The sequence below is a fragment of the Arsukibacterium sp. genome (assembly GCF_036735525.1).
Taxonomy (GTDB): Bacteria; Pseudomonadota; Gammaproteobacteria; order Enterobacterales; family Alteromonadaceae; genus Alishewanella.
The window spans coordinates 16,794-27,225 of sequence record NZ_DAINOE010000028.1; the positions used below are offsets into that span (position 1 = coordinate 16,794).

The 10,432-nt window shown below is 48.2% G+C and carries 9 protein-coding genes; all 9 read left to right on the forward strand.

Annotated features, from left to right (window positions below; translation table 11 throughout):
* On the forward strand, nt 1-765 hold the full coding sequence (fliR, locus tag V7D78_RS07480; protein WP_333607820.1) for a flagellar biosynthetic protein FliR: 765 nt from the start codon (nt 1-3) through the stop codon (nt 763-765).
* A 12-nt stretch (nt 766-777) separates the two neighbouring features.
* Complete coding sequence (gene flhB / locus V7D78_RS07485; RefSeq protein WP_333607821.1) at nt 778-1,908, forward strand: flagellar biosynthesis protein FlhB; 1,131 nt, start codon at nt 778-780, stop codon at nt 1,906-1,908.
* 74 nt (nt 1,909-1,982) lie between these two features.
* Nucleotides 1,983-4,088: a flagellar biosynthesis protein FlhA gene (flhA, locus tag V7D78_RS07490; protein WP_333607822.1), complete on the forward strand. Its 2,106-nt coding sequence runs from the start codon at nt 1,983-1,985 to the stop codon at nt 4,086-4,088.
* Between the two features lie 10 nt (nt 4,089-4,098).
* On the forward strand, nt 4,099-5,538 hold the full coding sequence (gene flhF, locus V7D78_RS07495; protein ID WP_333607823.1) for a flagellar biosynthesis protein FlhF: 1,440 nt from the start codon (nt 4,099-4,101) through the stop codon (nt 5,536-5,538).
* On the forward strand, nt 5,531-6,409 hold the full coding sequence (locus V7D78_RS07500) for a MinD/ParA family protein (RefSeq protein ID WP_442886514.1): 879 nt from the start codon (nt 5,531-5,533) through the stop codon (nt 6,407-6,409). The genes flhF and V7D78_RS07500 overlap by 8 nt, the downstream gene beginning before the upstream one ends.
* Before the next feature lie 35 nt (nt 6,410-6,444).
* A complete protein-coding gene (locus V7D78_RS07505) occupies nt 6,445-7,125 on the forward strand; it encodes an RNA polymerase sigma factor FliA (RefSeq protein WP_333607846.1) in 681 nt (226 codons plus the stop codon).
* A gap of 55 nt (nt 7,126-7,180) precedes the next feature.
* Nucleotides 7,181-7,552, forward strand: coding sequence for a chemotaxis response regulator CheY (gene cheY, locus V7D78_RS07510; protein WP_206109480.1), 372 nt, complete (start codon nt 7,181-7,183; stop codon nt 7,550-7,552).
* 25 nt (nt 7,553-7,577) lie between these two features.
* The gene (locus V7D78_RS07515) at nt 7,578-8,333 is read left to right on the forward strand and encodes a protein phosphatase CheZ (protein ID WP_333607824.1); all 756 of its coding nucleotides are present in this window, start codon (nt 7,578-7,580) and stop codon (nt 8,331-8,333) included.
* Nucleotides 8,334-8,348: 15 nt separating this feature from the next.
* Nucleotides 8,349-10,432 (forward strand): chemotaxis protein CheA (locus V7D78_RS07520; RefSeq protein WP_333607825.1); only part of this gene is annotated, 2,084 nt, incomplete at its 3' end.

Genomic DNA, 10,432 nt, shown 5'->3' on the forward strand with positions numbered 1-10,432 from the left:
ATGCTGGCCACTATCATGCAGGCGTTAGCAGACTACCTGCTGCCGATGTGTCGCATCAGTGGCATGTTAATGATTATGGCTGGCTTGGGCGCCCGTACCGTGCCGGTCAGAATCAAAATGGCCCTGGTGGCGGTGCTGACTTTATTAATTATGCCGGTGATCCCACCGGTGGCTAAGCCTGACTTGTTTTCTTTTGCCATGGTGTTAGAAGTGATGCTACAGGTGATGATAGGCTTTGCCATGGGCTTTATTTCGCTGATGTTTATTACCACCTTTGTATTAGCTGGCCAGTTGCTGGCGACGCAAACCGGCCTCGCATTTGCGTCTATGGCCGATCCAGCCAGTGGGGTTAGTGTGCCAGCCATCGGTCAGTTCTATCTGATTTTGGCTACCTTGTTATTTTTTGTGTTTAATGGCCATCTGATCATGATCCAAATGTTGGTATTTAGTTTTACCACCCTGCCTATTAATGGCCAATGGTGGGATGTCAGCAGTTATTGGACCATTATCGAATTTGGTGGCTGGATGTTTGCTACTGCGCTGGCTATAGCACTAGCACCTATTATTGCAATGCTGGTGATTAACTTGTCATTTGGCATTATGACCCGGGCCGCACCACAGCTGAATATTTTCTCAATTGGTTTTCCGGTGACCATGCTGGGTGGTTTGCTGATCTTGTGGCTGACACTGGATACCTTTTTGTTTCATTACGATAAGCAATGGCAGCATGCGATAGATTACAGCTGCCGGCTTATTGGCTGCTGACGGAGGTCTTTGATGGCAGAAGATACCGGTGCAGAAAAGACCGAACAGCCCACAGCGAAAAAACTGGAAGACTCGGCTAGAAAAGGCCAGATTGCCCGTTCTAAAGATTTGGGTACTGCTTTTGTTCTGATCAGCAGTGCCGCCGCTTTATTAATATTTGGCAAGATGCTGGCAACCTCGATGCTGACTGTTGGCCAGCGCTTGATGCAGCTTGATCAGAAAGACATGTTTGAAACCAACTCGATGTTTAATGCTATGGGCGAGTCTATCCGCATGGTGGCTCCCCCTTTGGCCGGTATTTTTGTGTTAATCCTGATTGCTGCGTTTGTCGGAAACTGTTTGCTCGGTGGTTTTAACTTCAGCTGGGAAGCTGCCGGCCCCAAGGCCAGTAAAATGGACCCATTACAGGGCTTAAAACGCATGTTTGGTTTACAGGCGCTGGTTGAACTGGGCAAAGGTATTTTAAAAGTTGCAGTAGTGGCTACCGTCGCTTATTTATTATTAAAACTGTTTTTTATGGATATTATGGCGCTGTCACTGATGAGTGAGCCGAATAATATCGAATCAGCATTATATATTTTAGCCTGGCTATTTTTAGGCTTATGTAGCAGCGTCTCGATCATTGCGCTGGTAGATGCGCCTTATCAAAAATGGAACCATACCCGGCAATTGAAGATGTCGTTACAGGAAGTGAAAGACGAGCACAAAAATAGTGAAGGTAGCCCGGAGATAAAAGCCCGCATTCGCCGCACTCAGATGCAGATGTCGATGAAACGAATGATGCAGGAAGTGCCAAAGGCCGATGTAATAGTCACTAACCCAACCCACTATGCGGTGGCACTAAAATATGATCAGGGAAAATTCCGTGCGCCAGTAGTGCTGGCCAAAGGGGTAGATGAAGTGGCGATGATCATTCGCCGTATTGGCAATGAGCATAAAATTCCGGTGTTAGAGTCTCCGGCGTTGGCCCGCTCAATTTATTACACCACCAAGATTGATCACCCAATCCCGGAGCAGCTGTTTGCTGCGGTTGCTCAGGTACTGGCCTATGTTTACCAGCTGAAAATGTACCAGCGTGGTAAAGGTAACCGGCCCAGAAACCTGTCTAAAAACCTGCCTATTCCTGATGAGATGCGCCACTAACCGGCTAACTGGAACAGTTATTGCAAAACCTATGTATCCGGGCGTTGCAGCGTCATCTTTTTGTCAGGTAAGCCATGCAGTTAGCACAGTATTTTACTAAGTTCGATAAATCCAAACTTCAGTTTTTAAAAGGAGTGGGTACTCCGCTGTTAATTCTGGCTGCGCTGGCAATGATAGTGCTACCGCTGCCGCCAATTCTGCTCGATACCTTGTTTTCATTCAATATTGCACTGGCGTTAGTGGTGTTATTGGTAACGGTATATACGCTGCGGCCACTGGATTTTGGGATCTTTCCAAGCGTATTGTTAGTGGCCACTATAATGCGGCTTGCGCTTAATGTGGCCAGTACCCGTGTGGTGTTGCTGGAAGGCCATAATGGCGGTGATGCGGCAGGCAAAGTGATTGAAGCCTTCGGCTCTGTGGTCATTGGCGGCAACTACGCTGTCGGTATAGTCGTGTTTTTAATTCTGATCATCATTAACTTTGTGGTGGTGACCAAAGGTGCAGGTCGTATCGCTGAAGTGACCGCCCGTTTTACGCTGGACGCGATGCCAGGCAAACAAATGGCGATTGACGCCGATTTAAACTCTGGCCTGATTACCCAGGAAGAAGCCCGGATCCGGCGCGATGAAGTGACCAGCGAAGCCGACTTTTATGGCTCGATGGACGGTGCCAGTAAGTTTGTCAAAGGCGATGCGATCGCCGGTATCGTTATTTTAGTGATTAACCTGTTGGGCGGCTTGTTTATAGGCATGATCCAACATGGTCTGAGCTTTGGTCAAGCTATGGAAATCTATACCTTACTGACCATTGGTGATGGCTTAGTGGCACAGATTCCGGCACTGCTGCTGTCTATCGGTACTGCTATTATTGTTACCCGACAAAATAAATCACAGGATTTAGGCCAGCAAATGGCGGCGCAACTGGGTGATAACACCCAGGTACTTTATATTGCCGCCGGTGTGTTGTTGCTCATGGGTATAGTGCCGGGTATGCCGCATTTTGCCTTTATTTCGTTAGGCTTGCTGATTGGGGGTACGGCGTATTATCTGCAGCGAAAAATCAGCCAACCTGTAACAGAGCTGGTGAAAGGCGGCCTGCGTGAGCCGCAGTTAACCGAGGCGCCGGTAGTAAAAGAAATTGGCTGGGACGATGTACAGGGCGTCGATATTATTGGTCTGGAAGTCGGCTACCGGTTAATACCTCTGGTAGATAAAGCCCAGGGCGGAGAGTTGTTGAACCGGATTAAAGGGGTGCGTAAGAAATTATCACAGGAATTGGGGTTTTTAATCCCGCCGGTGCACATCCGCGATAATCTGGATCTAGAACCCAACAGTTACCGCGTGGCCTTAATGGGCGTCACCAATGGTGAAAGCGAGCTCAGGCATGACAATGAGTTGGCGATTAATCCGGGGCAGGTATTTGGCACCTTAAAAGGCTTGGTCACTAAAGATCCGGCTTTTGGCCTTGATGCGGTGTGGATCACTAAAGATCAACGTGAGCATGCACAAACCCTGGGTTACACCGTAGTGGATGCGGCGACGGTAGTAGCGACGCATCTAAGTCAGATTTTAACCAATAATGCTGCCAGTTTGCTTGGGCATGAAGAAGTACAAAATCTGCTGGATATGCTGGCTAAACATTCACCCAAACTGGTTGAGGGGCTGGTGCCCGATTTGCTGCCGCTAACCACAGTGGTGAAAGTATTGCAAAACCTGCTGCATGAAGGTGTGCCGATTCGTGACATGCGTAGCATAGTGCAAACGCTAGTGGAATATGCGGTGAAAAGCCAGGATGTGGATGTGTTAACCGCCGCTTGCCGCATCGCACTGCGCCGTTTAATCGTGCAGGAAGTGGTGGGCTCTAAAGCAGAAATTCCGGTGATTACCTTCGCTCCCGAACTTGAACAAATGTTGCATCAATCAATGCAAGCGGCTGGTAATGATGGCGCTGGCATTGAACCGGGCTTAGCAGATCGCATCCAGCAATCTTTACAAGAAGCCCATCAAAACCAGGAATTAAGTGGTGACAGTGCAGTATTGCTCACTTCAGGGATTCTACGCTCAGTTATGGCACGATTTGTGAAGTACACCATACCAGGATTACGGGTGTTATCTTATCAGGAGATCCCGGATGATAAACAAATTCGCATTATCAGCGTCATTGGTCAGTCTAACTAGGAGTTAACTCATGAAAATCAAACGCTTTGTCGCTAAAGATATGCGCAGCGCCCTGAGTGAAGTAAAAGAGTTTCTGGGGCCGGACGCCATTATTTTGTCAAATAAAAAAGTGCCGGAAGGGGTAGAGATTGTGGCAGCGATTGACCCGGAAAGTCAGGCGCCAATGGCGTCGAGACCCGCTGCTGTCGCTAAGGCAGCGCCAGCCAGGGTAGAGACGCATGGGCAAATACGACCAGAGCTTCGCGAAGCACCGCGGTCATCGCTGCGCGCTGAGCGGCAATCAGCAACGGTTCAGGACAGTGAAAATGCCCCGGCAGACTCATTGCGCGAGCTGTTGGCCCGGCAAATGATTAAACAACAAGGCCGCGAAAACACTGGTATTCAACCTCAGCCAATGGTGCAAGTCACAGCGCAAGTAAAACCCGCTGCCGCTTTTGAGCGTCAATCTTCTGGCGTAGCGCCGGAGCAGCTAATACAGCTGAGTAAACAGCAACAGCAACAATCGGAACTGATGCAGCAACAGTTTAATCAGATGCGCGACGAAATGTTGTCGATGCGACAATTATTAACGCATCAGGTATCGGGCTTGATGTGGCAAGACTTAGCGCGGCGTGAACCGATCCGTGCGCTGGTTATTGAGCACTTACAGCAATTAGGGTTATCAGCACAGGTCTCTGATCAATTGGCGTGTTTTTTACCGGATGATATTAATGCTTCGGACGCCTGGGAAACGGCACTGGAGTTATTAAGCGGTCAAATCACCACCAGTAATGATGATATTTTACGTCGCGGTGGCGTTGTCGCGCTGGTCGGTCCTACGGGTGTTGGTAAAACTACCACAGTAGCAAAATTAGCCGCTAATTTTGCTAAACGCCATGGCGCTGATCAAGTGGCGTTAATTACCACCGACAGTTATCGGATTGGCGCTTTTGAGCAATTGGCTACTTTTGGCCGTATTATCGGCTGTCCGGTGAAGCAGGCCAAAGATGCTGATGAGCTGACCTTGTTATTGAATCAGTTGCAACAACGCAAGCTGGTATTGATTGACACCGCAGGTATGAGCCAACGCGATGTTCGTTTGACTGAAAAACTTGCCTCCTTAATGCATAATTCACGTGTCAAAATAAAAAGTTATCTGGTATTGTCTGCTACAGCACAAGCGCGTGTGATGCAAGAGACCGTCAGCCATTTTAAACGTATTCCGCTGGCAGGTTGTATTTTCACTAAACTTGATGAATGCTTAAGCTTGGGAGAAGCGATCAATGTCGCTATCCAAAACGCCTTAGCTGTCAGTTATCTGACCAACGGCCAGCGGGTACCGGAAGATATCGCTATTGCTAATGCCGCTGAACTGGTACAACAGGCAGAAACTTTGCGCTTATCCCAAAGCAGTAACGGACATCAGTGGTATACTGATCAGGAGTCCGGAGTAGAAGCAGCCTATGCATAGAATTGACCAGAATGATGATCAAGCCCATGGCCTGAGAACGATGAACAAGCAGATGGTAAAAGTAATTTCAATCACAGGTGGAAAGGGTGGCGTGGGTAAAACCAATGTCACATTAAATCTGGCTATGGCGTTAGCCCAACTGGGCAAACGGGTGATGGTACTGGACGCAGATTTAGGCCTGGCAAACTGTGATGTGATGCTGGGGCTTAGAGTCGATAAAAATTTATCCCATGTGTTATCAGGCGAAGCTAGCCTTGACGACATTCTTATTGATGGTCCCTTCGGTATTAAAATTATTCCAGCAACCTCTGGCTCACAAAATATGACTGAATTAGCGCCGGCAGAGCATGCTGGCCTGATACGTGCGTTCAGTGAATTAACCACTCCCCTCGATATCCTGCTGGTGGATACCGCTGCGGGTATATCTGATATGGTGCTGAGTTTTTCCCGTGCCTCGCAAGATGTAGTGGTAGTGGTGTGTGATGAACCATCTTCTATCACCGATGCTTATGCGTTGATGAAAATACTCAGTCGCGATCATGGTGTGGAAAAATTTAAAATCGTGGCCAACATGGTACGTTCGTTAAATGAAGGTCAGGAACTCTTTGCTAAACTTACCCGGGTAACAGATAGATTTTTAGATGTCAGCCTGGAGTTAGTGGCTACGGTGCCGCATGATGAGAATGTTCGCAAAGCGGCCCGAAAACAGAAAGCCTTTATTGAAGCTTATCCGAAAACACCGGCCAGTATGGCGCTCAAAGGCTTAGCCCTTAAAGCCATAAAATGGCCTTTACCGGTCAGTGCATCAGGGCATCTGGAATTTTTTCTGGAGCAGTTGGTACAAAGCCGAGTTGATCAGGGGGTACTGTGAACAGTAAACTGGCTGCATATGGTGCCATCGACCAGATGCAACAGCTGGTTGAACGCCACGCTCCTTTAGTAAAACGCATTGCCTATCATTTGATGGCAAGGCTGCCGGCAAGTGTGCAGGTAGATGATTTGATTCAATCAGGTATGATTGGCCTGATGGAGGCAGCAAAAAACTTTGATGGTAGCAAGGGCGCCAGTTTTGAAACCTTTGCCGGTATCCGAATTCGTGGTGCTATGCTTGATGAAATGCGCCGTGGCGACTGGACACCACGTTCGGTTCATCGCAATGCCCGCTTGATTGCGGACACTATTGCTGAACTTGAAGCCCTACTTGGCCGAGATGTAAAAGACATTGAAGTTGCTGAAAAACTTGATATATCCATCGATGAGTACCATCATATGCTTAACGATGTCAGTTCCGGTCGAATTATTGGCATTGATGATTTAGGTGTATCTGAAGATGTGATAAGTACTATAGTGGATCGCGAGTCGGATGAACTCTATGATAATCAGGCCAGCGATGCCTTTAATAGCGCGTTGGCGAAAACCATTAGTAGCCTGCCAGAACGTGAAGCGTTAGTATTATCTCTATATTATAATGAAGAACTAAATTTAAAAGAAATTGGGGCAGTGCTGGATGTTAGCGAGTCCCGGGTCAGTCAGATACATAGTCAGGCACTGGTGCGGGTAAAAGCCCGGATGCAGGCTTGGTTATAACAGGGTTTGAGATAACCGTATTTTTATCTCGTCGGAGGGGATTTTGGATAAAAACATGAAAATTCTGGTGGTAGATGACTTTTCTACTATGAGACGCATCATTAAGAACCTGTTACGCGATCTGGGCTTTACCAATGTCTCAGAAGCCGACGATGGCAGTACCGCCTTACCTATGTTGCAAAATGGCGATTTTGATTTTGTCGTGACCGACTGGAACATGCCGGGTATGCAGGGAATCGATTTGCTCAGGGCCATTCGTGCTGATGCCAAGCTAAAGCATATCCCAGTTTTGATGGTTACAGCTGAAGCGAAAAAAGAGCAGATCATCGCAGCTGCACAAGCCGGTGTAAATGGCTATATTGTTAAACCTTTCACTGCCGCCACCTTGCAAGAGAAGTTAGCAAAAGTGTTTGAACGTATAGGTTAAGCCGTAACTGACAAAGGAGTTAACCATGTCTGACATTACGGCCCCTGTGATAACACTGGACCAGGCAAAAGAGTTGGTGCAGTTGCTGGAAATGGGTGAGCAGGATATTGCGAACCAACTGGTGCAACAACTGATTGTTCCTGGTTCTTCTGAGCTGTTTGCTGAAGTAGGCAAACTGACCCGGCAATTGCACGATTCACTGAAGAATTTTCAGGTTGACCCCGCGTTAAATAATCTTTTGGAAGAAGACATTCCTGATGCCAAAAAACGTCTGAATCATGTCATTGATATGACAGAGCAGGCGGCTAATCGCACTATGGATGCGGTCGAATCCTGTCTCCCTATTGCTGATCAGCTGACGCAGCAATTGCAAAAGTTGCAGCCTGAGTGGCAACGACTAATGCAGCGGCAATTAAGCCTGCCAGATTTTAAACAGCTCTGTCATGGTATGGATGGCTTTTTGCAGCAAGCCAGCCTTGATTCTGCAACGCTCAATGCGTTGTTGACGGATGTATTGATGGCGCAAGATTATCAGGATTTAACTGGGCAAATTTTGCGCCGGGTCATTGAATTAGTGCGCGAAGTGGAAGAAAGCCTGATTGGCTTACTCACTGCTTTTGGTCAGTCGAATCTGACGCAGGAAGTAAAAGCCCGGCCAGCGAAAGCCAAGACTAAAGCTGCGCATGAGGCTGAAGGCCCTATAATTGATGCTGCTGAACGGGACGATGTTGTATCAGGTCAGGATGATGTAGACGATTTACTGTCCAGTTTAGGTTTTTAACAGAGGTAGCCGCGCATGAGCTTTGATATGGATGAGGACATTTTACAGGACTTTCTGGTCGAAGCCGGTGAGATACTCGAGTTGTTACAAGAGCAACTGGTAGAACTGGAAAACAATCCTGATGATGCCAACCTGCTAAATGCTATTTTCCGTGGTTTTCACACCGTTAAAGGTGGCGCAGGCTTTTTATCATTAGCCGAACTGGTTGATGCCTGCCACGGTGCAGAAAATGTGTTTGATATTTTACGAACCGGCAAAAGACGGGTGACACCAGAGTTAATGGATGTCATTTTACAATCGCTCGATGCGGTTAATGCCATGTTTGTCGAAGTGCAGAATCGCCAGCCGCTTACACCCGCTGCACCAGAGTTATTGGCCGCTTTACACCATTACAGTGAGCCGGATACCGGTGCTGCCCCACCAGGAGCCTCAGCGGCTCCTGCCCCTGTTGTTGCTGCACCGGCCACCGTAGCTCCGGTTTCTGCGCCTCCTGCTGCTACTACTGTAGACAGTAGCGGTGGCGTTGACGATATCACTGAAGATGAATTTGAGCGGATGCTTGATGAGCTACATGGCAAAGGCGCCGCGCCGCAAGTCACTCCAAGTCAGGTGGCTACTGTCGCTATTACCCCTGGCAGTGGTGATGATATTTCAGATGACGAGTTTGAAGCCATTCTTGACCAGTTGCATGGCAAAGGTAGTTTTATACCAGATAAAGCGGCTCAGGCTGCGACGCCTGCTGCTTCGCCTCCACCTGCAGCCGCTGCGCCGTCTTCACCAGCCAAAGCTGATACGTCAAATAACGATATTAGTGATGATGAATTTGAAGCGTTATTAGATCAACTGCATGGAAAGGGGAAAGCACCCGTTGCGGCGGTGGAGACTCCGGTTGCTCATACTGAACCAGAGGCGCCAGTGGTGACGGCTGCTGTCACGCCGGCGGCCACCAGTGCGCCAGCCGCTGTTGCAGCTCCAGTTGCTCAAGCCAAAGCCAGTGAGCCCCCTCCGGCTGCTGAAACAACTGTTCGGGTTGATACAAAACGGCTGGATCAGATCATGAACATGGTCGGTGAGTTAGTTTTAGTGCGAAACCGTTTGGTGAGCTTATCTACTTCTACCCAAAATGAAGAAATGAGCAAGGCCATTGCCAACCTCGATGTGGTTACTGCAGACATTCAGGGTGCTGTGATGAAAACCCGCATGCAACCCATTAAAAAAGTATTTGGCCGCTTCCCAAGGGTTGTCCGTGATTTAGCACGTGCACTGAAAAAAGACATCAACCTGGTGTTAGAAGGTGAAGAAACCGATTTAGATAAGAACCTGGTGGAAGCACTGGCCGATCCTTTGGTGCATTTGGTGCGTAACTCGGTGGACCATGGTATTGAAATGCCTGACGTTCGCCAAAAAGCCGGTAAAGCCCGTACCGGTTTGGTCAAATTGGCTGCCACGCAAGCTGGCGATCATATCTTGCTAACTATTCAGGATGACGGCGCCGGTATGGATCCGGAGAAACTAAAAGGCATCGCGATTAAGCGCGGTATTCTGGATGTCGATGCTGCAGCCAGAATGTCAGATACTGAAGCTTTTAATCTGATTTTTGCACCCGGTTTTTCCACCAAAGAGCAAATTTCTGATATTTCCGGCCGGGGCGTCGGCATGGATGTGGTTAAAACCAAGATTAATCAGTTAAATGGCTCAGTGCATATTCACTCTCGCCTTGGCGAGGGCACCTTACTTGAAATTAAAGTGCCATTGACTCTGGCTATCTTACCAACCCTGATGGTGATGGTAGGCAAGCAAACCTTTGCTTTACCGCTGGCGGGCGTTAACGAGATTTTCCATCTGGATTTAGCTAAAACCAATATTGTGGATGGTCAGCTGACCGTAGTGGTTCGCAACAAAGCTATTCCCTTGTTTTACCTCGAGCATTGGCTGGTTAAAGGCTCTAACAAACAACTGCGTCGTGAGCAGGGCCATGCGGTGATAGTGCAAATTGGTACTCAGCAAGTCGGCTTTGTAGTGGATTCGTTAATTGGTCAGGAAGAAGTGGTTATAAAACCATTGGATGCCATGTTGCAAGGCACACCAGGTATGGCGGG